The organism is Burkholderia sp. Se-20373 (assembly GCF_017104705.1).
GTDB lineage: Bacteria > Pseudomonadota > Gammaproteobacteria > Burkholderiales > Burkholderiaceae > Burkholderia.
On record NZ_JAAGPH010000049.1, the window covers coordinates 25,296 to 49,261 of the forward strand.

Genomic DNA, 23,966 nt, shown 5'->3' on the forward strand with positions numbered 1-23,966 from the left:
GGCTTTTCCTGGTCGGACGATGCGTCGATCAGTGATGCGTCGTTTCGACCTGCTGCATCGGGGCCGTATCGACCGGCGGCAGTGCCTTGCGTTCGCGCGGTACGCGAGCCGGACGCGGGAGGCGCGACGCGGCTTCCTGCGCAGCGGCGAACTTGCCGGCGTCCGTGTTCACCCAGACGAGACCAGCCTGCTCCAGCACGGTATCCAGGCTCGCCGAAGCGGGCGCGGCTGCCGGTTGGGCGGGGGCCGGGGTCGGTGCCGGTGCGGCGACGGCCTCGACCGGCGCGGCTTCGACATGAGCCGGCTCCGCAGCCACCGGAGCGGCTTCGGTCGTCACGGCCGGTGCGGCTTGCTCGACGGGGGCCGGCTGCGGCGCCTCGACGGCGACAGGTGCTGCCGGCACTTCGAACGCGTCGGTCGGCGAAACCGCGACCGGAGCCGGACCGGCTTCCGTATCGACGGCCGGTGCGACCGGTGCCGGTTCCGCTGCCTGGGCGACCACTGCTGCTTCGACCGGCGCTGCCTCGACGTGTACCGGTGCCGGTTGCGGCTCGACAGCGGCCGGTGCTGCCGGTTCGGCATGGTGCTCGACCACGGCTTCGGCGACGACGGCGCTTGCCGCGGCGGCTGCCACGACGACTGCCGGTGCGGCCGGGTGGGCCGGTTCGGCAGCAGCCGGTGCTTCCGGCGTCACGGCTTGCACCGTCACGTCGCCTTCTGCGCCTTGCTCGGCGTGGTCGACGACTGCGCCGTCTTCCTCGCGCTCGCGACGACCGCCGCGGCGGCCGCGACGGCGACGGCGACGTTCCTCGCCATCACGCGCGCCGGCTTCCGCATCGGCTGCCAGTTCGGCGCCGGGCAGGGCTTCTGCGACGGCCTTGTCGGCTTCCGAGTCCGGATGGGTTTCGCCGCGGGTGACGGTTTCCAGCGTGGCCGCATGCTGAGTCGGCTTGCGGCGCTCGCGACGTTCCTGGCGCTCGCCACGACCCGCGGCTTCAACGCCTTCCGGCTGCTCGACACGCTCGCGCGGTTCACGCGGTTCGCGGTTCTCGCGCGGTTCGCGCGGCTCACGGCTTTCACGCGGCTCGCGGCCTTCGCGCGGGCTACGGCCCTCGCGACCTTCGCGGTTCTCGCGACCCTCACGCGGTTCACGACCCTCGCGCGGTTCGCGGCCTTCACGCGGCTCACGAGCCTCACGCGGTTCGCGCACTTCCTTGCCTTCGCGCTCCTGGCGTTGCGGCTGGCCACGGCCTGCCGCGACCTGGTCGCGGCCGCCTTGCGCCTGCTGGGCGCCGCCGCGACGGTTGCGGTTGCGATCGCCGCCGCGTTCGCCGCGTTGCTCGGATTTCTCGGCGCGATCGCCGCGAGCCGGACGGGCTGCCTGCTCCTTCGCCGGGGCCGGAGCAACCGGTGCGGGTGCGGGCGCCGGCGATACGCCGAACAGGCCCTTCAGCCAGCCGATGAAGCCGCCGGTTGCCGGTGCGACAGGCGCGGGCGCTGCAACGGGTTCGACCGGGCGCTGCGGTGCCGGGCTCGGGGCCGGACGCTCGGGCGTGATGCCCTTGACCGCGGCTTCCTGCTTCGGCTTCACTTCCGCCGCGCGCTTGCTGTAGCCGGTTTCCGACTCGAGTTCGCGGGCGGCTTCCTCGGCCATCTTCCAGGACGCGCGCGGGTCGTCGAGACGTGCGTCGTCGTGGCGCAGGCGCTCGAGCTTGTAGTGCGGCGTATCGAGGTGCTTGTTCGGGATCAGCACGATGCCGACCTTGAAGCGCGACTCGATCTTGTTGATTTCCTGACGCTTTTCGTTGAGCAGGAAGGCGGTCACCTCGACCGGCACCTGGCAGTGGATCGCCGCGGTGTTTTCCTTCATCGCTTCTTCCTGAATGATCCGCAGGACCTGCAGCGCGGACGATTCGGTATCGCGGATGTGACCGGTGCCGTTACAACGCGGGCAGGTCACGTGGCTGCCTTCCGACAGGGCCGGACGCAGGCGCTGGCGCGACAGCTCCATCAGGCCGAAACGGGAGATCTTGCCCATCTGGACGCGCGCGCGGTCATGCTTGAGCGCGTCTTTCAGACGCTGCTCGACTTCGCGCTGACTCTTCGCCGATTCCATGTCGATGAAATCGATCACGATCAGGCCGCCGAGGTCGCGCAGGCGGAGCTGGCGGGCGACTTCGTCGGCCGCTTCGAGGTTCGTGCGGGTCGCCGTTTCCTCGATGTCCGCGCCCTTGGTCGCACGCGCCGAGTTTACGTCGATCGCGACGAGCGCTTCGGTGTGGTCGATCACGATCGCGCCACCCGACGGCAGCGGCACCGTGCGCGAGTACGCGGTTTCGATCTGGTGTTCGATCTGGAAGCGGGAGAACAGTGGCACGTCGTCGTGGTAGCGCTTCACCTTCGCGACGTTGTCCGGCATCACGATGTCCATGAATGCGCGGGCCTGATCGTGGATTTCGTTCGTGTCGATCAGGATTTCGCCGATATCGGGCTGGAAATAGTCCCGGATCGCGCGGATCACGAGGCTCGATTCCAGATAGATCAGCATCGGCTGGCCGGGGTTGCCGCTTTGCGACGCCGCTTCGATCGCGCGCCACAGTTGCAGCAGGTAGTTCAGGTCCCACTGCAGTTCCTCGGCGCTGCGGCCGATGCCCGCGGTACGGGCGATCATGCTCATGCCGTCCGGGATCTGCAGTTGCGCCATCGTCTCACGCAGTTCCTGACGCTCGTCGCCTTCGATCCGGCGCGACACGCCACCACCGCGCGGATTGTTCGGCATCAGCACCAGGTAGCGGCCGGCGAGCGAGATGAACGTGGTGAGGGCAGCGCCCTTGTTGCCGCGCTCTTCCTTCTCGACCTGGACGATCAGTTCCTGGCCTTCGCGCAGGGCATCCTGGATGCGCGCGGAGCGCATGTCGATGCCTTCCTTGAAGTACTGGCGGGCGACTTCCTTGAACGGCAGGAAGCCGTGGCGGTCTTCGCCGTAGTTGACGAAGCACGCTTCGAGCGAAGGCTCGATACGGGTGATGACACCTTTGTAGATATTGCCTTTGCGCTGTTCGCGCCCGGCTGTCTCGATGTCGATGTCGATGAGCTTCTGCCCATCGACGATGGCGACGCGCAGCTCCTCCTGCTGCGTCGCATTGAACAGCATGCGTTTCATGAACGACTCCAGGCGGCTCTGCTGGCGGCGCCTCGCGATTGTCAGTCGCGAGGGCGGGAACGACGGCAGGCCGCACCTTGTTGTGTTGTCACGAGCACGCTGGAGCGGGAACGATGGCGGGGAGAATTGCCTGAAGAGGCGCTTGGGCCCGAAAGACGGGGCCGGCGGCCATAGGGCACCTGCGAACACGGCTTCAAAGCACGGCGTCCACACACCGCACGCTGTCAAAGCGCGCTAAGCCTGAGGCCGGGCACTGCCGCGGGGCGCGTCGCCATGCGACGCGCGTGCCAACGGGCGGCAGATGCTGCGGCTCGGGCCGCAGCGGGGAGTATCGAATCCAGCCCGACTTTCCCGCCTGGGGTGTACTTCCCTGGTTTGACGTCGCCAGGCCCCGCACGCTTCGCGGAGCCAAATCGGGCGCAACGCCGTAATTTTCGCAACCGGCAGCCTGCGCGGACGCACTTCGCGCCGTCGGGCTACCGATCAAATTCTTTTCAACCAACTTTCCGTTACCGCGGCGCCTTGCCGACCGAATCCGCCTGTGGGCGCGATCCTTGCCGACGGGCGGCGCCGTGCGTGCAACTTGCTGCATCTCTTTGATTAGGGGCGAGCAGCAGACCCCCGGCGCAAGTAAAATAACGGTTTGCGCTTGCGCCTTGCCCGGTTGGTCCGGGCCGGCCGGTGAGGCCGCCCGCAACGTCAGGCTGGGCAAAATTATATTCAGTATGAACGAGTTAGGCAAAATATCCCAGAATTCGGTCGCAAGCGGCCAGGTATCGATGATCGAGATCGACGAAAACTCGGCCGGTCAGCGTATCGACAACTTCCTGTTGCGCGTCTGTAAAGGCGTGCCGAAAAGCCATATTTACCGGATCCTACGCAGCGGCGAAGTGCGCGTGAACAAGGGCCGGGTCGATGCGCAATACCGGCTCGCGTTCGGCGACATCGTCCGCGTGCCGCCCGTGCGCGTGGCCGCCGCCGACCTCGCGCGTGCCGAAGCCACCATCGTGCCGCCCGCGCACTTCGACGTGCTGTTCGAGGACGACGCGATGCTCGTCATCAACAAGCCGGCCGGGGTGGCGGTCCACGGCGGCAGCGGCGTCGCGTTCGGCGTGATCGAGCAGATGCGCCAGGCGCGCCCGCGCGCGAAATTCCTCGAACTCGTGCACCGGCTCGACCGCGAGACGTCCGGGATCCTGATGCTCGCGAAGAAGCGCACGGCACTGGTGGGCCTGCACGAACAGATTCGCGAGAACAAGATGGACAAGCGCTACTTCGCGTGCGTCCACGGTGAATGGCAGTCCGACTGGGGCCGCCGCCGCGCGGTGAAGGCGCCGCTGTTCAAGTATTCGACCCCGGAAGGGGAGCGCCGCGTGCGGGTGCAGGACGACGGGCTGCCATCGCATACGGTGTTCAACCTCGTCGACCTGTGGCCTGAGTACGCGCTTCTCGAAGCGGAACTCAAAACGGGTCGGACCCATCAGATCCGGGTGCACCTTGCGCATCTCGGCCTGCCGATCGCCGGCGACGCCAAGTATGGCGATTTCGCACTGAACAAGGCGCTGGCGCGCGCGAATGCGCAGCCGTCGTTGAAACGGATGTTCCTGCATGCGTACCGGCTGCGGCTCGCCCACCCGCTGACCGGCGAGGCACTGCAGTTCGATGCGCCGCTGCCGGACGAATGCCGGCGCTTCCTCGATCAACTCAGCGCACTGCGCGATACCGCCTGAACCGCATGGCTCGACAGCAATTTGACCTGATCGTCTTCGACTGGGACGGCACGCTGATGGATTCGACTGCGCACATCGCGCACAGCATCCAGGCCGCATGCCGCGATCTCGGCTTGCCCACGCCGTCCGACGAGGCGTCACGCTACGTGATCGGCCTCGGCTTGCGTGATGCGCTGCAGATTACGGCTCCGACCCTCAATCCGTCCGACTATTCGCGGCTCGCCGAGCGCTACCGCTATCACTATCTGCTCGACGATCAGCGCATCGAGTTGTTCGCCGGCGTGCGCGAACTGCTCGCCGAGCTGCGCGACACGGGCTATCTGCTCGCCGTTGCAACCGGCAAGGGTCGGGTCGGGTTGAACCGCGTGCTCGACCAGTCGAAGCTGACGAGCCTGTTCGATGCGACGCGCTGCGCCGACGAAACCTTCTCGAAACCGCATCCGGCGATGCTGCACGAACTGTCGCGGGAATTGGGGCAGGACCTGTCGCGCACGGTGATGATCGGCGACACGACCCACGACCTGCAGATGGCCGCGAGTGCCGGGGCCGCTGGCGTCGGTGTCGCGTACGGCGCACACACGGCCGACGCACTGGCCGCGCTCGCGCCGCGCTTCGTCGCGCCGGACGTCGGCGCGCTGGCCGCGTGGCTGCGGGAGTACGCATGAGCGCGGCGCCGGACGCCGTGCGCGTGTGCGCATCGGATGCGCTGGCCGACGGCGGCGCCGGCGTGCGCGTCGACGCGACGCTGCGCGGCGAGCAGGCCGTCGTGTTCTTCGTGCGCTACGAGGGCCAGGCATACGGTTACCTGAATCGCTGCGCGCATGTGCCGATGGAGCTCGACTGGGCCGAAGGGCAGTTCTTCGAATCGTCGGGCCTCTACCTGATGTGCGCGACGCATGGCGCGATCTACGAGCCGAACACCGGCAAGTGCGTCGGCGGCCCGTGCCGCGGTGGCCGCCTGCGGCCGGTCGAGGTCGACGAGCGCGACACGTCCGACGGGCGTGCGGTATTCTGGGTGCCCGACGCCGACCTGCGTCCCGCCGTTCCCGCCACGACCGACTAACGACAACCCTGCATGGCCGACCAACCGAATTCCCCCGATTCCTCCTCCCGTTCCGATAGCCGTGAACCGAACTGGGAGCGTGCGGCGCTCGAGCGGATCGCGCTCGCGGCCGTCAAGGAGCAGCGCGCGGCGCGGCGCTGGAAGATCTTCTTCCGCTTCGCGTTCCTCGCCGTATTCGTGCTGTTCGCGTTCGCGCTGATCGATTTCTCGAGCGACTCGAAGTTCTCGTCGAGCGGGCGGCATACGGCGCTCGTGACGATCGACGGCGAGATCGCGGCCGGCGTCAACGCAAACGCCGACGACATCAACACAGCGCTCGACGCCGCGTTCGACGACGACGGCACGGCCGGGGTCGTGCTGCGGATCAACAGCCCGGGCGGCAGCCCGGTGCAGGCCGGGATGGTCTACGACGAGATCCGCCGGCTGCGCGCGAAGCATCCGGACAAGCCGTTGTATGTCGTCGTGACCGACATGTGCGCATCGGGCGGCTATTACATCGCGTCCGCGGCCGACAAGATCTTCGTCGACAAGGCGAGCATCGTCGGGTCGATCGGCGTGCTGATGGACGGGTTCGGCTTTACCGGTCTGATGGGCAAGCTCGGCGTCGAGCGGCGCTTGCACACGTCGGGTGAAAACAAGGGCTTCTACGACCCGTTCTCGCCGGAAACGCCGAAGATGGACGCGCATGCGCAGGCATTGCTCGACCAGGTGCATGCGCAGTTCATCAAGGCCGTGAAGGATGGCCGCGGCAAGCGGCTGCACGAGACGCCCGACATGTTCTCGGGGCTGTTCTGGACCGGCGAGAAGAGCGTCGAGCTCGGGCTGGCGGACGGTTACGGCACGACCGACACGGTCGCGCGCGACGTGCTGAAGGCGCCGGATCTCGTCGACTATACGGTGAAGGAAAGCCTGACGAACCGCGTCGCGCGCAAGTTCGGCGCGGCCGTCGGCGGCGCCGCGATGAAGGCACTGACGGCCGGCGGCGCGTCGGTCAGCCTGCGCTGACCGGAGGCGGGCGGGCCGCGATGGCCCGCCATTCAGTGCGCGGATCGCCTGCCGCGTTCAGTTCGCCAGCAGCAGGAAGATCGCGGGGCGCTTGTGCAGATTCGGCGCAGGTGCCTTTTTCCAGTCCGCGACGGTACGGCTCGCGATCGTCTCGGTCGGGAGGGTCAGGTCGGCCGCGACGCAGATCTGCGTCGACGGCGCGCAGGTCGCGACGAGCGTGTCGAGCATTGCCTGATTCCGGTACGGCGTTTCGATGAAGATCTGCGTCTGGCGCGCCTTGCGTGACAGTTGCTCGAGTTCCCGCAGGCGTTTGGCGCGCGCGGCCGCGTCGACCGGCAGGTAGCCGTTGAACGCGAAGCTCTGGCCGTTCAGGCCCGATGCCATCAGTGCAAGCAGGATCGAACTCGGCCCGACGAGCGGCACCACCTTCACGCCGCGCTCGTGCGCGCGGCGCACCAGCAACGCACCGGGATCGGCGACGGCCGGGCAGCCGGCTTCGGACACGAGGCCGGCGTCCGCACCGGCCAGCACGGGCGCGAGCAGCCGGTCGATGGCGCCGGCCGGCGTGTTGACGTTCAGTTCGCTGATCTCGATTTCCTGGATCGGGCGCGTCGTGCCGATCTTCTTCAAAAATGCACGCGTCGTCTTCGCGTTCTCGCCGATGTAATAGCCGAGCGTGCCGGCGCGCGCCTGCACGGCCGCGGGCAGGACGGCCGCGAGCATCGATTCGTCGCCTTCGCCGAGCGTGTTCGGGACGAGGTAAAGCGTGCCGGCGGTCATGCGCGGTCTCCACGGGTGATTGCAAACAACGGATAGTCGGCGGCGCGCAGCATCCGCGTGAGCGCGATCAGCGGCAGGCCGACGAGCGCGGTCGGATCGTTCGAGTCGATCGCGTCGAGCAGCGCGATGCCGAGCCCTTCGGACTTCGCGCTGCCGGCGACGTCGTACGGCGTTTCGGCGCGCAGGTACGCGTCGAGTTCGGCGTCGGGCAGCGAGCGGAAGCGCACGTGCGTGACGATGTCCTCGACCTGCGCTTCGCCCGTCCGGCTGTCGTACAGGCAGAGCGCGCTGTGGAATTCGACTGCGCGGCCCTGCATCGACACGAGTTGCGCGAGCGCGCGCTCATGGGTGCCGGGCTTGCCGATCTGGAGCCCGTCGAAGGTCGCGACCTGATCCGACCCGATCACGAGCACGCCGTCGGGCGCGTCGATCGTCGCCGCGACGGCGCGCGCTTTCGCGCCGGCGAGCCGCAGGGCGGTCGCGGCCGGCGTTTCGCCGTCGTGCGGGGTTTCGTCGAGCTCGGGCGACACGACGTCGAAGGGGAGGCCGAGGCGCTCGAGGAGCGCGCGGCGGTAGCGTGAACTGGAGGCAAGAATCAGCCGCGGCGGGCGGCAAACGGTATCCGGCATGGTCGGTTGGATCGGTGAGTCGTCAGGTGTTGTGCGGCGTTGCGCGGACGCAAGCTTAAGTGATTGACCGCAAAAGGTAAAACAGGTATGCTTTCCCGCTTTTCGTCGGCAGGCTTCCGTTGTGGTGGCGCCTGCCGGGTCTTCGGAAGTAAAGTACGTCATCCGCGGATGAGCCGTACGCGAGCGGTACCAAGCCGGATTCGCAAGTCAGCCTGTAGGCAGGAGCGCATATGAACACTTCTTCTGGCAAACCGGCTGCGGCGCTTGATCCGCATGCAATCGACCTGTTCGAGTTCGCCCGCAGCGGGCGGCAGGCAGCGGGTGCGGTGCGCCTCTCGCAACTGCCGCGCATGTTAAACGAAGTGCCTGCGGACGCGCCAGATCGCGACACGGTCTTCACATGGCAGGCGGAAGGGTTCACCCAGAAGGAATTGCAGGACGACGGCGCCGACGGGCAGCAGCCGTATCTGCGCCTTGCGGTGCACGGTGATGCGTGGCTCACGTGCCAGCGCTGCATGACCCCGTACGACCAGACGTTCGACGTCGACATGACGTACCGGGTCGTCGCGACCGAAGAAGAAGCTGAAGAATTTCCGCTCGACGACGATGAAGCCGATGTGATCGTGGGTTCACGCCAGTTCGATCTCGTCGACTTGATCGAAGAGGAATTGCTGCTTTCGTTGCCGCTCGTGCCCAAGCACGAGGTTTGCCCGGCAGTTCACGAAAGCCTCGTGTCGGGTGCGAGCGGTCCCGCGGAAGAGACGGACGAAGAGTCCGGCGAAGCCGGGGACGAAGGCAAACGGCCGAATCCGTTCGCAGCGCTGGAAGTGCTGAAGAAGGACGGTGACGGCACCAAGAAACACTAAGCAGTTGTGGCGCGGGAAGGCGTAAAGGCTTTGGGCCAGGGTAGTTAAGCGCCGGATCGGGCTGTGTTAGAATCCGGAAAATTATTTAGGAGTTAGTCATGGCAGTCCAGCAAAACAAGAAGTCGCCGTCGAAGCGCGGCATGCATCGTTCGCACGATTTCCTGACGGCAGCGCCGCTGGCAGTCGAGCCGAGCACGGGTGAAGTGCATCTGCGTCACCACGTCAGCCCGAACGGCTACTACCGCGGCAAGAAAGTCGTCAAGACGAAGAACGACTAAGCGTCAAGTCACGCGTTGCGCGCTACGCTTGCCGTTCGCGTGACAACTGGTTCGCTTGACACTTTCCTGGCTCAACAAAAAGGCGGCATTCAACTGCCGCTTTTTTGTGCCTGAAATTCGTCGCATTCCATGACCGTAAAGCTCACAATCGATTGCATGGGAGGCGACCACGGCCCGTCCGTGACCGTTCCCGCGGCAGTCAAGTTCGTCCGCGCGCATCCCGATGCGCACCTGATGCTCGTCGGCATCGAAAGCGCGATCCGCGCTCAGTTGAAAAAGCTGAAAGCCCTCGACGATCCCGCGCTGACCATCGTTCCCGCCACCGAAGTCGTGGCGATGGACGACCCTGTCGAAGTGGCGCTGCGCAAGAAGAAGGATTCTTCGATGCGCGTCGCACTCAACCACGTCAAGGAAGGCGCGGCGCAGGCCTGCATTTCCGCCGGCAATACCGGCGCGCTGATGGCCGTTTCCCGTTACGTACTCAAGACGCTGCCCGGCATCGAGCGGCCCGCGATCGCGTTCGCACTGCCGAACCCGACCGGCTACACGATGATGCTGGACCTCGGCGCGAACGTCGACTGCGAGCCGCAGCACCTGCTGCAGTTCGCGGAAATGGGGCACGCACTCGTGGCGGCGCTCGAGGGCAAGGAACGTCCGACGATCGGCCTGCTGAACATCGGCGAAGAGGTGATCAAGGGCAACGAGACGATCAAGCGCGCAGGCGAACTGCTGCGTGCCAGCACGCTCAATTTTCGCGGCAACGTCGAAGGCAACGATATCTACAAGGGCACGGTCGACGTGATCGTGTGCGACGGCTTCGTCGGCAACGTCGCGCTGAAGACGTCCGAGGGGCTCGCGCAGATGCTGTCGGACATCATCCGCGAGGAGTTCGGCCGTTCGCTGATGTCGAAGCTGATGGCGCTGCTCGCGCTGCCTGTCCTGATGCGTTTCAAGAAGCGCGTCGACCACCGCCAGTACAACGGCGCGGCGCTGCTGGGGCTGAAAAGCCTCGTGATCAAGAGCCACGGTTCGGCCGATGCCTACGCGTTTGAGTGGGCGATCAAACGCGGGTATGATGCCGTCAAAAACGGCGTGCTGGAGCGCCTCGCGCGCGCGATGGCGGATAATTCAGTGTCGCTCGGCGAAGGCGAACACGACGCGGGCGGTGCGGGTCATGCAAGCCCGGCCGCAGGCCATCACGCCGACCCTTCCGCTGCGCAATCCTCTAAAGCATAAATGGCCCAATCGACTCTCTATTCCCGCGTGCTCGGCACGGGCAGCTACCTGCCGCCTGACCGCGTCACGAACCAGCAGTTGACCGATCGCCTTGCGAAGGAAGGCATCGAGACGAGCGATGAATGGATCGTTGCGCGCACGGGTATCCATGCGCGCCATTTCGCCGCACCGGACGTCACGACCAGCGATCTCGCGCTCGAGGCGTCGCGTCGCGCAATCGAAGCCGCCGGCATCGATCCGCAGTCGATCGACCTGATCATCGTCGCGACTTCGACCCCCGATTTCGTGTTCCCGAGCACCGCGTGCCTGCTGCAGAACAAGCTCGGCATCAAGAACGGCGGCGCGGCATTCGACGTGCAGGCCGTGTGTTCGGGATTCGCGTACGCGATGGCGACGGCCGACAGCTTCATCCGCAGCGGCCAGCACCGCACGGCGCTCGTCGTCGGCGCGGAGACGTTCTCGCGCATTCTCGACTTCAAGGACCGCACGACCTGCGTGCTGTTCGGCGACGGCGCGGGCGCGGTGATCCTGTCCGCATCGGAAGAGCCGGGCGTGCTCGGCAGCGCGCTGCACGCGGACGGCAGCTATTCGCACATCCTCTGCACGCCGGGCAACGTCAATCGCGGCGTGATCGAAGGCAGCGCGTTCCTGTACATGGACGGGCAGGCCGTGTTCAAGCTCGCGGTCAACGTGCTCGAGAAGGTCGCGATCGAGGCGCTCGCGAAGGCGAATCTCGCGCCCGAACAGATCGACTGGCTGATTCCGCACCAGGCCAACATCCGCATCATGACCAGCACCTGCCGCAAGCTCGGCCTGCCGCAGGAGCGCATGGTCGTGACGGTCGACCAGCACGGCAACACGTCGGCCGCGTCGATCCCGCTGGCGCTCGATACCGCGGTGCGCGACGGTCGCATCCAGCGCGGCCAGCACGTGCTGATTGAAGGCGTCGGCGGCGGCTTCACCTGGGGCGCGTCGGTCTTCCGCTACTGATCCGCGGCGCGCGACTGCTGCGCGCGGATCCCATCGGCGCGCCATTCGTGCGCCGTCCGAATCGATTCAATTGGGGACGATATGAAATTTGCATTCGTATTTCCGGGGCAGGGCTCGCAGGCGGTCGGCATGCTCAACGCATTCGCCGATCTGGCCGTCGTGCGCGAGACGCTCCAGGAAGCGTCCGATGCACTCAATCAGGATCTCGGCAAGCTGATCGCCGAAGGCCCGGCCGAAGAGCTGAACCTCACCACCAACACGCAGCCCGTGATGCTGACCGCAGCCTATGCGTGCTATCGCGCGTGGCAGCAGGCAGGCGGCCCGGCGCCGGCGATCGTCGCCGGCCACAGCCTCGGCGAATACACGGCGCTCGTCGCTGCCGGCGCGCTCGCGTTCAAGGACGCGGTGCCGCTCGTGCGCTTCCGTGCGCAGGCTATGCAGACGGCCGTGCCGGTCGGTCAGGGCGGCATGGCCGCGATCCTGGGCCTCGATGACGATACGGTGCGCGCGGTCTGCGCCGAAGCCGCGGAAGCGGGCGTCGTCGAAGCGGTGAACTTCAATGCACCCGCGCAGGTCGTTATCGCAGGCAACAAGGCCGCGGTCGAAAAGGCCTGCGAGATCGCGAAGGCGAAGGGCGCGAAGCGCGCACTGCCGCTGCCGGTGTCGGCGCCGTTCCATTCGTCGCTGCTCAAGCCGGCATCGGACCAGCTGCGCGATTACCTTGCGAACGTCGACGTCAAGGCGCCGCAGATTCCGGTCGTCAACAACATCGACGTCGCCGTGGTCAGCGATCCGGCTGCGATCAAGGATGCGCTGGTGCGCCAGGCCGCGGGCCCGGTGCGCTGGGTCGAGTGCGTGCAGCACATCGCCGGCACGGGCGTCACGCACGTGATCGAATGCGGTCCGGGCAAGGTGCTCGCCGGCCTGACGAAGCGCATCGACGGCACCCTGACGGGCGCGTCGGTATTCGATCCGGCTTCGCTCGACGAAGCACTCAAGCTGGTGACCGCCTGACGCGGTGCCTTTTCTCAAGAGACGGAAATTCGATTCATGGACAAGACTCTCGATAAACAGGTTGCGATCGTCACCGGCGCATCGCGCGGCATCGGCCGCTCGATCGCGCTCGAACTCGCGCGCCTGGGTGCGACGGTGATCGGCACGGCGACGAGCGAATCGGGCGCCGCTGCGATTACCGCGGCGTTCGCGGAAGCGGGCGTCACCGGCCGCGGCGCGGTGCTGAACGTCAACGACGCGGCAGCCGCCGAGGCGCTGATCGACGCGACGGTGAAGGAATTCGGTGCGCTGAACGTGCTCGTCAACAACGCGGGCATCACGCAGGACCAGCTCGCAATGCGGATGAAGGACGAGGACTGGGACGCGGTGATGGACACCAATCTGAAGTCGGTGTTCCGCCTGTCGCGCGCGGTGCTGCGCCCGATGATGAAGGCGCGTGGCGGCCGCATCATCAACATCACGTCGGTGGTCGGCTCGGCCGGCAACCCGGGTCAGGTCAACTATGCGGCTGCGAAGGCCGGCGTGGCGGGCATGACGCGTGCGCTTGCGCGTGAAATCGGCAGCCGCGGCATCACCGTGAACTGCGTGGCGCCGGGCTTCATCGACACCGACATGACGAAGACGCTGCCGGAAGAACAGCAGGCCGCGCTCAAGACCCAGATTCCGCTCGGCCGCCTCGGCAGCCCGGAAGACATCGCCCATGCCGTCGCGTTCCTCGCATCGCCGCAAGCCGGTTACATCACCGGTACGACGCTGCACGTGAACGGCGGCATGTACATGTCGTAACGATTTTCGTTTACCATCCGCGCCGTATCCCGTTTTTCAGGCGGATCGGCGCTTGATCGACCATCAAGCCAACGCGCGTTTTGGCGTCAGCAAACCTGATAAAATGCGCGCACTTGTAAATCTGAACTTTCCCTCGGAGGGGTAATGGACAACATCGAACAACGTGTCAAGAAGATCGTCGCTGAACAACTGGGCGTCGCGGAAGCCGAGATCAAGAACGAAGCTTCGTTCGTGAACGACCTGGGCGCCGACTCGCTCGACACGGTCGAGCTGGTGATGGCTCTGGAAGACGAGTTCGGCATGGAAATCCCGGACGAAGAAGCAGAGAAGATCACGACCGTTCAGCAAGCGATCGACTACGCTCGCGCAAACGTCAAGGCGTAAGCGCCTTTCGCGCTTGTCCGCCACGTCGCCGCGATCTTCGCGATTGACGCGCCATCCTGCCGGCTTCGCGCCGGACGGACTAACAGCCACAGGGCTCGCAGGGCTGGTTCCTGTGGCCTCTGTGGCTTTTGTTTTTGTCATCCAATAATGGAAAAGAGGTTACCGTGAGCCGCCGTCGTGTTGTTGTTACAGGCCTGGGGCTGATTTCGCCTGTTGGCAATAATGTTGCCGACGGCTGGGCCAATCTCGTCGCCGGCAAGTCCGGTATCGCCACCGTCACGAAGTTCGATGCGTCGAACCTCGCCTGCCATTTCGCGGGCGAAGTGAAGGGTTTCAGCGCCGAGGAGTACATCCCGGCGAAGGAAGCCCGGAGCATGGATACGTTCATCCATTACGGCATCGCCGCTGGTGTCCAGGCCATCAAGGACAGCGGGCTGGAAGTGAACGAAGCCAATGCGGAACGCATCGGCGTGATGGTCGGTTCCGGCATCGGCGGCCTGCCGATGATCGAAGATACGCACCAGACCTACGTCGATCGCGGCCCGCGCCGGATTTCGCCATTCTTCGTGCCGGGTTCGATCATCAACATGATCTCGGGTCACCTGAGCATCATGTTCGGCCTGAAGGGCCCCAACCTCGCGGCCGTGACGGCCTGCACGACCGGCCTGCACAGCATCGGCCTCGCAGCGCGCCTGATCCAGGCCGGCGACGCCGACGTGATGGTTGCGGGCGGCGCCGAATCGACCGTGTCGCCGCTCGGCATCGGCGGTTTCGCTGCAGCGCGTGCGCTGTCGACCCGCAACGACGATCCGGCCAGCGCATCCCGTCCGTGGGACAGGGACCGCGACGGCTTCGTGCTGGGCGAGGGTGCCGGCGTGATGGTGCTCGAGGAGTACGAAGCGGCGAAGGCGCGCGGCGCGAAAATCTACGCGGAAGTCTCGGGCTTCGGCATGACGGGCGACGCATACCACATGACCGCGCCGAACATGGACGGCCCGCGCCGCTGCATGGTCGCGGCACTGCGCGACGCCGGCGTGAACGCGGACGAGGTCCAGTACCTGAACGCGCACGGCACGTCGACGCCGCTGGGCGACAAGAACGAGTCCGACGCGGTGAAGGCGGCCTTCGGCGAGCATGCGTACAAGATCATCGTGAACTCGACGAAGTCGATGACGGGCCACCTGCTGGGCGGCGCGGGCGGCCTCGAATCGGTGTTCACGGTGCTGGCACTGCACAACAACGTGTCGCCGCCGACCATCAACATCTTCAACCAGGACCCGGAGTGCGATCTCGACTACTGCGCGAACACCGCGCGTGACATGAAGATCGACGTTGCCGTGAAGAACAACTTCGGCTTCGGCGGTACCAACGGCACGCTGGTGTTCAAGCGCGTCTGACGCCGCAATCGCTTGACGAGTCCATTCGATGCTCCGGCCGGGCGCCCGCAACGCTTTGCGTTGCGGGCCTCGGCCGTGTCGTATTTCGTGCTGGCCGTGTTCGTCGCGTCGGCTACCGCGTCGGCCTATCTGTTCTGGGCGCCGCGCGCGGGCGCGGCCGCCGGCGCAGGTGTGTCAGCCGTGACGGCCGCGCTGCTGGCCGTGTGCGCTGCGCGGGCCTGTGCCCGCCGGCTGCCGGCCGAGTTGCAGATCGACGCATTCGGGGAGGTCGCGGCGTTTGGCCGCACCGGGCGCCTGCTGGCACGTGGCCGCGTGACGGGGCATGCGCACTGGAGCAGCCTGCTGCTGGTGCTGTCGGTCGGGCAGGGCGCCCGGCGGCCCCGGCCGCTGCTGATTCCGGCCGATGCGCTCGACGCCGCATCGTTCAGCGCGCTGTCCGTGCTGGCGAGAACGGCGGGCGCGGCGGGGCCGGTTTGACGGCGGCACGGTTACCTACCGTAACCAGCGGCCGGCGCGGGAACGCTACAATAGCGCTCCGCGTTGCATCCCTAGTTAACGGATTTGTCAGGTGAGTGAAAAAGAAATCGATCAGGCTCTGGTCGAGCGCGTACAGAAGGGCGACAAGGCAGCGTTCGAACTCCTGGTCTCCAAATACCACCGCAAGATCATTCGGCTGATTTCGCGCCTCGTGCGGGATCCCGCCGAGGTCGAGGATGTGGCCCAGGACGCGTTCATCAAGGCGTATCGTGCGCTGCCGCAATTCCGCGGCGAATCGGCGTTCTATACGTGGTTGTACCGAATTGCCGTCAACACGGCGAAGAACTACCTTGCGACGCAAGGCCGCCGGGCACCGACCTCGACGGAGGCCGATGCGGAGGAAGCGGAAACTTTCTCCGACGCAGACCAACTAAGGGATATCAACACGCCTGAGTCGATGTTGATGAGCAAGCAGATTGCCGAGACGGTCAACGCTGCCATGGCTCTGCTGCCCGAAGAACTGCGCCAGGCAATTACGCTGCGCGAGATCGAGGGCCTGAGCTACGAAGAGATCGCGGAAATGATGGGCTGTCCGATCGGGACGGTTCGGTCGCGGATCTTCCGCGCACGCGAGGCAATCGCTGCCAAATTGCGTCCGCTGCTCGATACGCCCGAAGGCAAGCGCTGGTAAGCGCGACAGGCGGAGCGACGCGGGTCGGGGTCTAGTTACGGTTAGAGTCGTGAAGTCACGACGGGGTGTGCAAGATGGGGAGCATCATGGGGTCGGTCAATACGCAGTCGCAAGCGTGCTCGCGCGGCGAGCGCCTTTCCGCGCTGGTCGACGGCGAAATGTTCGAGGGCCCGGACAACGGGCAGTTTCTGGCTGAGCTCAACCGCGCGGATCGCGCTGCGTGGGCCCATTACCACCTGATCGGCGATGCGCTGCGCTCGGACGAGCTCGCGCTGTCGCCCGCGCTGAGCGTTGCGTTCACCGCGCGCATGTCGGCTGCGCTCGAAGGCGAGCCGCACCTGCTCGCGCCGGCGGCCGCACCCGTCGCGCGCAAGCTGCTGTCGCTGCGCCGGCGCGTCGTGCCCGCGTTCGCGGTTGCTGCCGCGGCGGCCACGCTGACGTGGATCGTCGTCCCGCAAATGCAGACGGCCGGTGCCCCGGGCGCCGTCCAGGTCGCGTCGGCCGGTGCGCCGCAAGGCGGCAACCTGCAGCGCGTGACGGTTGCGCAGGCATCTGCCCAGCCGGGCCTGCAGGACGTCAACATCATCCGCGACGCCAGCCTCGACCAATACCTTGAAGCGCACCAGCAATTCGCGCAGCAGCCCGTCGTCACGGGTTCGATGCCGCTGATCCGCGCTGCCGTGACCACCACGCCAGGCCAATAAACCCGATGCGGACATTGCAGTTGAATCACGCCATCTCCGGATGGAAGCGGCTGCCGGCCCTCCTGCTTTGCGCAGCCGCCCTGTTGTCCGTTCAATCCCTTCCTGCCAGCGCCCAGCAACCGGACGATCCCGTCGCGACCCGCAAGGGTGCCGCCGACTGGCTCGACCGCGTCCAGCAAGCGGCGCAGCAGCAGAGCTACGAAGGCACGTTCGTCTACCAGCGCGGCGGGTATGTGCAGTCGTCGCGCATCGCGCACGTCGCGTCCCGCGACGGCGAGTTCGAGCGCATCGAGACGCTCGACGGCAAGCCGCGCAAGCTGCTGCGACATAACGACGAGCTGTACACGTTCGTGCCCGAGCGCAAGCTGTGCGTGGTCGAGCGCCGTCAGACGCGCGACTCGTTCCCCGCGCTGCTCGGCGCGAGCGGCGAGCACGTGATGTCCGTCTACGACGCGAAGTCGCTCGGCAAGGACCGCGTGGCAGGGATCGACGCGCAGGTCGTCGAACTCGTGCCGAAGGATGCGTACCGTTTCACGTACAAGCTGTGGGCGGACGCGCGCACGGGGCTGCTGCTGCGCTCGCAGACGCTCGATGCGAACGATCACGTGCTCGAGCAGATTGCGTTCTCGCAACTGCAGACGGGCGGGGCAAGCGGCGACAAGGCCGCGATCGCGGCTGGCATGCGCAACCTGAACGGCTGGACGGTCGTGCGGCCGCCGGTCGCGACGGTCGACATGGAAGCGCAGGGCTGGCAGCTCGCCCCGAGCGTGGCCGGTTTCCAGAAGATTCGTGAAGTGCGCCGGCCGATGGCCGCGCGCGACGCGGGCGAGCCGCCGATCCCGGTCGATCAGGCCGTCTTCACCGACGGTCTCGCGACGATCTCGGTTTTCATCGAGCCAGCCGAAAAGAATACGCGCAAGGAAGGCGCGGGCAGCACCGGTGCAACGAACGTGCTCGTGAAGCGCCGTGGCGACTACTGGATCACCGTACTCGGAGAAGTGCCGCCGGCTACGTTGCAGCAGTTCGCGTCTGCCATAGAATACAAGGCTTCCAAGTAACGCTACGGCTTCCGACATGATGAAACTCGCGCTGCGCAAATGGCTCGCGGCGGCGGCGCTGTCTGCCTGCCTGCCGCTCGTGCCGCATACCGCGTTTGCGGTGACGGCTCCCGCTGCCAGTCTGCCCGACTTCGCCGATCTGGTCGAAAAGGTCGGGCCGGCCGTCGTGAACATCCGGACCACCGCCAACGTGCCGACGAGCAGCGGCCCGCGCGGGATGCTTCCGCCGGGCTTCGACAACGGCGACATGTCGGAATTCTTCCGCCGCTTCTTCGGCATTCCTTTGCCGCAGGCGCCGGGTAACGGTAGCGGCAATGGCGGCGGCAATCCGAAGAACGCGCCGACGCCGGACAATCCGCCCGACACCGAACAGAATCGCGGCGTCGGCTCGGGCTTCATCGTGTCGGCCGACGGCTACGTGATGACCAATGCGCACGTCGTCGACGATGCGGACACCATCTACGTGACGCTGACCGACAAGCGCGAATTCAAGGCGAAGCTGATCGGCGTCGACGATCGCACGGACGTCGCGGTCGTCAAGATCCAGGCGTCGAACCTGCCGGTCGTCGCGATCGGCGATTCGAACAAGGTGCGCGTCGGCGAGTGGGTCGTCGCGATCGGGTCGCCGTTCGGCCTCGACAACACGGTCACGGCCGGCATCGTCAGCTCGAAGAGCCGCAATACGGGTGACTACCTGCCGTTCATCCAGACCGACGTCGCCGTGAACCCCGGCAACTCGGGCGGCCCGCTGATCAACATGCAGGGCGAGGTGATCGGCATCAACTCGCAGATCTACAGCCGTACCGGCGGCTTCATGGGCATCTCGTTCGCGATTCCGATCGACGAGGCGATGCGCGTGGCCGACCAGCTGAAGGCGACGGGCAAGGTCACGCGCGGCCGGATCGCGGTGGCGATCGGCGAGGTGACGAAGGACGTGGCGGATTCGATCGGGTTGCCGAAGGCCGAGGGCGCGCTCGTCAGCAGCGTCGAGCCGGGTGGCCCGGCCGACAAGGCGGGTATCCAGCCGGGCGACATCATCCTGAAGTTCAATGGTCGTTCGGTCGAGGCGGCGTCGGATCTGCCGCGCATGGTCGGTGACACGAAGCCCGGCACGAAGGCGACGGTCAGCGTATGGCGCAAGGGTCAGGCACGCGATCTGCCGATCACGATCGCGGAAACGCCGGCCGAAACGACGGCAAAGGCCGAGCAGCGCAAGAACGCGCCGCAGAAGCCGCGCCAGACCAATTCGCTCGGTCTGACGGTCAGCGACCTGACGGCGGAGCAGATGAAGACGCTGAAGCTGAAGAACGGCGTGCAGATCGACGGTGTCGACGGCCCGGCCGCTCGTGCGGGCCTGCAGCGCGGTGACATCGTGCTGCGCGTCGGCGACACCGACATCACGAACGCGAAGCAGTTCGCCGACGTGACCGCGCAGCTCGATCCGCAGAAGGCGGTCGCGGTGCTGGTGCGGCGTGGCGACAACACGCAGTTCGTGCCCGTGCGGCCGCGCCAGAAGTAACGCGCCGATGTTCACGCTCTACGGCCGCGGCTGGTGCCACCTGTGCGACGACCTGCGCGACGCACTGGCGCCGGTGGCGGCCGAATTCGGCGTCGCGGTCGATTACGTCGACATCGACACCGATCCGACACTCGTCGCCCGCTACGACGAGGACGTGCCCGTACTGTTGCTGGATGGGGCGGAGGTATGCCGCCACCGGTTCGACGACGAGCGGGTGCGCGACGCGCTGGCGGCCCGGCGCCGAGCCTGACCTGCCGCTCGCGGGTGTCGTTTCGCGCGGGGCTTGGCCCGGCGTTGGAAATACCGCCCGGCAAAGGCCTTTTCGGCTAAAATAAGCTGTTTTTTCACCGACTTACACAAGGCGTGCTCTGCAGTCGTCGAGCGCGCCTTTTTCGCTTGATCGGCACTGAATGGATCATATTCGCAATTTCTCGATCATCGCGCACATCGACCATGGCAAGTCGACGCTCGCGGATCGCATCATCCAGGTATGCGGCGGCCTCGCCGACCGTGAAATGGAAGCGCAGGTGCTCGACTCGATGGATATCGAGCGCGAGCGCGGCATCACGATCAAGGCGCAGACTGCCGCGCTGTCCTATCGCGCGCGCGACGGCAAGGTCTACAACCTGAACCTGATCGACACGCCGGGGCACGTCGACTTCTCGTACGAAGTCAGCCGTTCGCTGTCCGCGTGCGAAGGCGCGCTGCTGGTCGTCGATGCGAGCCAGGGCGTCGAGGCGCAAACCGTCGCGAACTGCTATACGGCGATCGAGCTCGGCGTCGAGGTCGTTCCCGTGCTCAACAAGATCGACCTGCCGGCCGCGAACCCCGAGAACGCGATCGAGGAGATCGAGGACGTGATCGGCATCGACGCGACCGACGCGACGCGTTGCAGCGCGAAGACGGGCCTCGGCGTCGAGGACGTGCTCGAGTCGCTGATCGCGAAGGTGCCGCCGCCGAAGGGCGACCCGGCCGCGCCGCTGCAGGCGCTCATCATCGACTCGTGGTTCGACAACTACGTCGGCGTCGTGATGCTGGTGCGCATCGTCAACGGCACGCTGCGCCCGAAGGACAAAATCAAGATGATGGCGACCGGCGCGCAGTATCCGGTCGAGCACGTTGGCGTGTTCACGCCGAAGTCGCGCAATCTCGACTCGCTGTCGGCGGGGCAGGTGGGCTTCATCATTGCCGGCATCAAGGAGCTGACGGCCGCGAAGGTGGGCGACACCGTCACGCACGCAACCAAGGCCGCCGCCGAGCCGCTGCCGGGCTTCAAGGAAGTGAAGCCGCAGGTGTTCGCGGGGCTGTATCCGGTCGAGGCGAACCAATACGACGCGCTGCGCGAATCGCTCGAGAAGCTGAAGCTGAACGACGCCTCGCTGCAGTACGAGCCGGAAGTGTCGCAGGCGCTCGGGTTCGGTTTCCGCTGCGGCTTCCTCGGGTTGCTGCACATGGAAATCGTGCAGGAGCGGCTCGAGCGCGAGTTCGACATGGACCTCATCACGACCGCACCGACGGTCGTCTACGAGGTCGTGCAGAGCGACGGCTCGACGATCATGGTCGAGAACCCGGCGAAGATGCCGGATCCGGGCCGCATCGCCGAAGTCCGCGAGCCGATCGTCACCGTGAACCTGTACATGCCGCAGGACTACGTGGGCTCGGTGATCACGCTGTGCGAGCAGAAGCGCGGCTCGCAGATCAACATGCAGTATCACGGCCGCCAGGTGCAGCTCACGTACGAGATCCCGATGGCCGAGATCGTGCTCGACTTCTTCGATCGCCTGAAGTCGGTGTCGCGCGGCTATGCGTCGATGGACTACGAGTTCAAGGAATACCGTTCGTCGGACGTCGTGAAGGTCGACATGCTGATCAACGGCGACAAGGTCGATGCGCTGTCGATCATCGTGCACCGTTCGCAGTCGCAATATCGCGGCCGTGAAGTGGCGGCGAAGATGCGCGAGATCATTCCGCGCCAGATGTACGACGTGGCGATCCAGGCCGCGATCGGCGCGCACATCGTCGCGCGCGAGAACATCAAGGCGCTGCGCAAGAACGTGCTCGCGAAGTGCTACGGCGGCGACATCTCGCGAAAGAAGAAGCTGCTCGAGAAGCAGAAAGAAGGTAAGAAACGCATGAAGCAGGTGGGTTCGGTCGAGATCCCGCAGGAAGCGTTCCTCGCGATCTTGCGCGTCGAAGACAAATAACAGGACTGATCCTTTTATGAATTTTGCGCTGATTCTTTTTGTGCTCGTCATCTTGACGGGCGTAGCGTGGGTGCTGGACAAACTGGTGTTCCTGCCGCAGCGTCGCAAGGCGGCCGACTCGGCGATCGAGGAGTTCGATCGCCAGCAGTCGCGCATCGACAAGCGCTTCGCGGATGAAAACGCGGTGCAGACGCGCTCGAAGCTGCGTGACGAGAAGCTGCGCCAGCCGTGGTGGCTCGAGTACACGGCGAGCTTCTTCCCGGTGATCCTGGCGGTGTTCGTCGTGCGTTCGTTCGTCGTCGAGCCGTTCAAGATTCCGTCGGGCTCGATGGTGCCGACGCTGCTCGTCGGCGATTTCATCCTCGTCAACAAGTTCGAATACGGGCTGCGCCTGCCGGTCACGAACACGAAGATCACGCAGGGCAGCCCGCTGTCGCGCGGCGACGTCGTCGTGTTCCGTTATCCGAAGGACGAGTCGGTCGACTACATCAAGCGTGTGATCGGCCTGCCGGGCGATACCGTCGCGTACCAGGACAAGCAGCTCACGATCAACGGCCAGCAGGTGCCCGAAACGCCGCTGCCCGATTTCTTCGACGACGAGCGCCAGAACTACGCGAAGCAGTTCGAGGAAACGATCGGCAACAAGAAGAACGCGATCCTCAACAACCCGGCCGTGCCGCCGTTCGTGATGGGTGCATACGACTATCCGTTTCGCGACAACTGCACGTACAACAGCCGCGGTGTGATCTGCAAGGTGCCGCCGGGTCACTACTTCATGATGGGCGACAACCGAGACAACAGTGCGGACAGCCGCTACTGGGGTTTCGTGCCGGACCAGAACATCGTCGGCCGCGCGTTCTTCATCTGGATGAACTTCAGCGACCTCAAGCGCATCGGTTCCTTCAACTGATCGCAATCGACTCACTCGCACTACGCGACGCACGGGCCGCGTCGCGTATTGCCGAACTACTTTAAGAACCGGCGGTAACACCGCCTCGTCACGCCTTTTCGCGTCCGGCCGTGCCGTTTCGGCCCGACCGGCGCCCGCGTTATACTCCTGCACATGCCCTCATCCCAGTTGGAAAGCCGGCTGCGCTACGAATTTCGCAATGCGGAATTGTTGCGCCAGGCTTTGACCCATCGTAGTCACAGTGCCACGCACAACGAACGGCTCGAGTTTCTCGGCGACTCCGTTCTGAATTGCGCGGTGGCCGCCCTTTTGTTCCAGCGTTTCGGCAAGCTGGACGAAGGCGATCTGTCGCGCGTACGCGCCAACCTCGTCAAACAGCAGTCACTGTACGAAATTGCTCAGGCCCTGAATATCTCGGACGGACTGCGGCTCGGCGAGGGCGAGCTGCGCAGCGGCGGGTTCCGCCGCCCGTCGATCCTCGCGGACGCGTTCGAAGCCATCATCGGGGCCGTGTTCCTCGATGGCGGCTTCGAAGCCGCCCAAGGGGTCATCAAGCGCCTCTATATCCCGATTCTCGACCACATCGATCCGCGCACGCTCGGCAAGGACGCGAAGACGCTGCTGCAGGAATACCTGCAGGGACATAAGATCGCGCTGCCGACCTACACGGTGGTCGCGACGCATGGTGCGGCGCACAATCAGCAATTCGAAGTCGAATGCACGGTGCCGAAGCTCGACGTGAAGGTGTCGGGCTCCGGTGCGAGCCGGCGCGCGGCCGAGCAGGCTGCCGCGAAGAAGGCGCTCGATGAAGTGATGGCGGCCGCGCCGATGCTGGCCGCGAAGCCGAAGCGCTCGAAAAACGCGCGCGGGTCGAAACACGTCGAACCCGAAATCGTGCCGGGCGTGAAGGGCGTGCAGGAAGCGCTCGACCTGCGCTCGCCGGAGCGGAAGGAACGCGCGGCGGCGAGGCTCGCGCCGCCCGGCGGCGTCTCGGAATCCGGTGCCGCGGCGTCGCGTGTGCGCGCAGCCGCACGCGAAGCGGGGTCGGTACCGGCGGAAGACTTGTCGGCGGACGACGATGC

At 65.9% G+C, this 23,966-nt stretch carries 24 protein-coding genes; 21 read left to right on the forward strand and 3 right to left on the reverse strand.

Annotated features, from left to right (window positions below; all coding sequences use genetic code 11):
- Nucleotides 1-28 precede the first annotated feature (28 nt).
- Entirely contained in the window at nt 29-3,163 is a 3,135-nt protein-coding gene (locus G3N96_RS17940) for an Rne/Rng family ribonuclease (RefSeq protein WP_206137987.1), read from the reverse strand.
- 725 nt (nt 3,164-3,888) lie between these two features.
- Between G3N96_RS17940 and G3N96_RS17945 the strand changes: the two genes are divergently transcribed.
- Genes G3N96_RS17945 through G3N96_RS17960 form a run of 4 tightly spaced genes read left to right on the forward strand, consistent with a single transcriptional unit; the run spans nt 3,889 to nt 6,961 of the window.
- A complete protein-coding gene (locus G3N96_RS17945; RefSeq protein ID WP_039348433.1) occupies nt 3,889-4,893 on the forward strand; it encodes an RluA family pseudouridine synthase in 1,005 nt (334 codons plus the stop codon).
- Between the two features lie 5 nt (nt 4,894-4,898).
- Complete coding sequence (locus tag G3N96_RS17950) at nt 4,899-5,558, forward strand: HAD-IA family hydrolase (protein ID WP_206137988.1); 660 nt, start codon at nt 4,899-4,901, stop codon at nt 5,556-5,558.
- On the forward strand, nt 5,555-5,956 hold the full coding sequence (locus tag G3N96_RS17955) for a Rieske 2Fe-2S domain-containing protein (RefSeq protein WP_043181955.1): 402 nt from the start codon (nt 5,555-5,557) through the stop codon (nt 5,954-5,956). Before G3N96_RS17950 ends, G3N96_RS17955 begins: the two co-directional genes overlap by 4 nt.
- A 12-nt stretch (nt 5,957-5,968) precedes the next feature.
- Nucleotides 5,969-6,961: a S49 family peptidase gene (locus G3N96_RS17960; protein WP_206137989.1), complete on the forward strand. Its 993-nt coding sequence runs from the start codon at nt 5,969-5,971 to the stop codon at nt 6,959-6,961.
- A 57-nt stretch (nt 6,962-7,018) separates the two neighbouring features.
- On the opposite strand, the gene G3N96_RS17965 is transcribed toward G3N96_RS17960, so the two are convergent.
- Complete coding sequence (locus tag G3N96_RS17965; protein WP_206137990.1) at nt 7,019-7,741, reverse strand: SAM-dependent methyltransferase; 723 nt, start codon at nt 7,739-7,741, stop codon at nt 7,019-7,021.
- On the reverse strand, nt 7,738-8,370 hold the full coding sequence (locus tag G3N96_RS17970; protein WP_206137991.1) for a Maf-like protein: 633 nt from the start codon (nt 8,368-8,370) through the stop codon (nt 7,738-7,740). The genes G3N96_RS17965 and G3N96_RS17970 overlap by 4 nt, the downstream gene beginning before the upstream one ends.
- A gap of 230 nt (nt 8,371-8,600) precedes the next feature.
- Between G3N96_RS17970 and G3N96_RS17975 the strand changes: the two genes are divergently transcribed.
- From G3N96_RS17975 to rnc, 17 genes are all read left to right on the forward strand, one after another.
- The gene (locus G3N96_RS17975; RefSeq protein WP_206137992.1) at nt 8,601-9,236 is read left to right on the forward strand and encodes a DUF177 domain-containing protein; all 636 of its coding nucleotides are present in this window, start codon (nt 8,601-8,603) and stop codon (nt 9,234-9,236) included.
- Nucleotides 9,237-9,334: 98 nt separating this feature from the next.
- Nucleotides 9,335-9,514, forward strand: coding sequence for a 50S ribosomal protein L32 (rpmF, locus tag G3N96_RS17980; protein ID WP_006051932.1), 180 nt, complete (start codon nt 9,335-9,337; stop codon nt 9,512-9,514).
- A 129-nt stretch (nt 9,515-9,643) separates the two neighbouring features.
- Complete coding sequence (gene plsX / locus G3N96_RS17985; RefSeq protein WP_089424847.1) at nt 9,644-10,750, forward strand: phosphate acyltransferase PlsX; 1,107 nt, start codon at nt 9,644-9,646, stop codon at nt 10,748-10,750.
- Complete coding sequence (locus G3N96_RS17990; RefSeq protein ID WP_027788011.1) at nt 10,751-11,740, forward strand: beta-ketoacyl-ACP synthase III; 990 nt, start codon at nt 10,751-10,753, stop codon at nt 11,738-11,740.
- An 81-nt stretch (nt 11,741-11,821) separates the two neighbouring features.
- Nucleotides 11,822-12,754: an ACP S-malonyltransferase gene (gene fabD, locus G3N96_RS17995; protein ID WP_206137993.1), complete on the forward strand. Its 933-nt coding sequence runs from the start codon at nt 11,822-11,824 to the stop codon at nt 12,752-12,754.
- A 36-nt stretch (nt 12,755-12,790) separates the two neighbouring features.
- Entirely contained in the window at nt 12,791-13,540 is a 750-nt protein-coding gene (fabG, locus tag G3N96_RS18000) for a 3-oxoacyl-ACP reductase FabG (protein ID WP_206137994.1), read from the forward strand.
- Nucleotides 13,541-13,684: 144 nt separating this feature from the next.
- Nucleotides 13,685-13,924 (forward strand): acyl carrier protein, encoded by a 240-nt coding sequence (gene acpP, locus G3N96_RS18005; RefSeq protein WP_004197638.1) that lies wholly within the window; start codon nt 13,685-13,687, stop codon nt 13,922-13,924.
- A 164-nt stretch (nt 13,925-14,088) separates the two neighbouring features.
- Complete coding sequence (gene fabF / locus G3N96_RS18010) at nt 14,089-15,321, forward strand: beta-ketoacyl-ACP synthase II (protein ID WP_124575965.1); 1,233 nt, start codon at nt 14,089-14,091, stop codon at nt 15,319-15,321.
- Between the two features lie 12 nt (nt 15,322-15,333).
- Nucleotides 15,334-15,798 carry a hypothetical protein gene (locus G3N96_RS18015; protein ID WP_124575964.1) on the forward strand — a complete coding sequence of 155 codons (465 nt, stop codon included), beginning with the start codon at nt 15,334-15,336 and terminating at the stop codon, nt 15,796-15,798.
- A 91-nt stretch (nt 15,799-15,889) separates the two neighbouring features.
- Nucleotides 15,890-16,489 (forward strand): RNA polymerase sigma factor RpoE, encoded by a 600-nt coding sequence (gene rpoE, locus G3N96_RS18020; RefSeq protein ID WP_006490873.1) that lies wholly within the window; start codon nt 15,890-15,892, stop codon nt 16,487-16,489.
- An 86-nt stretch (nt 16,490-16,575) separates the two neighbouring features.
- Nucleotides 16,576-17,193, forward strand: coding sequence for a sigma-E factor negative regulatory protein (locus G3N96_RS18025; protein ID WP_124575963.1), 618 nt, complete (start codon nt 16,576-16,578; stop codon nt 17,191-17,193).
- A gap of 5 nt (nt 17,194-17,198) precedes the next feature.
- Nucleotides 17,199-18,251 (forward strand): MucB/RseB C-terminal domain-containing protein, encoded by a 1,053-nt coding sequence (locus tag G3N96_RS18030; protein WP_039348382.1) that lies wholly within the window; start codon nt 17,199-17,201, stop codon nt 18,249-18,251.
- 16 nt (nt 18,252-18,267) lie between these two features.
- Entirely contained in the window at nt 18,268-19,770 is a 1,503-nt protein-coding gene (locus G3N96_RS18035) for a DegQ family serine endoprotease (RefSeq protein WP_124575962.1), read from the forward strand.
- 7 nt (nt 19,771-19,777) lie between these two features.
- Nucleotides 19,778-20,020, forward strand: coding sequence for a glutaredoxin family protein (locus G3N96_RS18040; RefSeq protein ID WP_206137995.1), 243 nt, complete (start codon nt 19,778-19,780; stop codon nt 20,018-20,020).
- 160 nt (nt 20,021-20,180) lie between these two features.
- The gene (gene lepA / locus G3N96_RS18045) at nt 20,181-21,974 is read left to right on the forward strand and encodes a translation elongation factor 4 (protein WP_124575961.1); all 1,794 of its coding nucleotides are present in this window, start codon (nt 20,181-20,183) and stop codon (nt 21,972-21,974) included.
- A 16-nt stretch (nt 21,975-21,990) separates the two neighbouring features.
- Nucleotides 21,991-22,884: a signal peptidase I gene (gene lepB, locus G3N96_RS18050; protein WP_206137996.1), complete on the forward strand. Its 894-nt coding sequence runs from the start codon at nt 21,991-21,993 to the stop codon at nt 22,882-22,884.
- A 153-nt stretch (nt 22,885-23,037) separates the two neighbouring features.
- Nucleotides 23,038-23,966: ribonuclease III (gene rnc / locus G3N96_RS18055; protein WP_206137997.1), on the forward strand; the 929-nt coding region annotated here is incomplete at its 3' end.